We start from the raw sequence: 479 nt of genomic DNA on the forward strand, positions 1-479 counted from the left end.
ATTACTTTGGTACCTGTATCAAGCAACACGGTTAACGGAGTCACTTCGGTGGTCTTCCGTGAACTTGCCGCGTCCAAACCGGACATGGCTTGCGTGCGCTTGACCTTATCGGCCGAGAAGATGAAGTCGGGAGTAGTGAAGACTACCCGTAAGCTTGAGGTCCCCATTATGAGGATTATTCCGGCAGGGGCGGTATCGGCCGATGGTCGCGTCGCTGCTCCGGAGGTCTCGCACGTGGAGACCGACATTCGCACGCGGTTTCACCACCCGCTGTCGACCGCAACTGAGCGGGCCGACAGCCTCCGCATGGGGAACCATGCGGATTGTTCGGGGAATGCGGCTGCGAACGCGGGGGTCAATGCGCAGAACAACGTCGCGAATAACTATCGTGACGTTGGTGCGAATTTTCAGATCCCCTACGCGGATGTCAACTACGTCTGGCCGTCGGCCTGATCTAGTCCTTTCGATTTAACCACTCC

The 479-nt window shown here is 57.4% G+C and carries 1 protein-coding gene; it reads left to right on the plus strand.

Annotation, left to right across the window (positions count from 1 at the left end; all coding sequences use genetic code 11):
* On the plus strand, positions 1 to 453 hold a 453-nt coding region (locus ACO0K4_RS19445; RefSeq protein WP_422958329.1), incomplete at its 5' end, for a hypothetical protein.
* Positions 454 to 479 lie beyond the last annotated feature (26 nt).

Origin of the sequence: Undibacterium sp. RuTC16W (assembly GCF_049339445.1) — a bacterium.
Classification (GTDB): Bacteria; Pseudomonadota; Gammaproteobacteria; order Burkholderiales; family Burkholderiaceae_D; genus Undibacterium.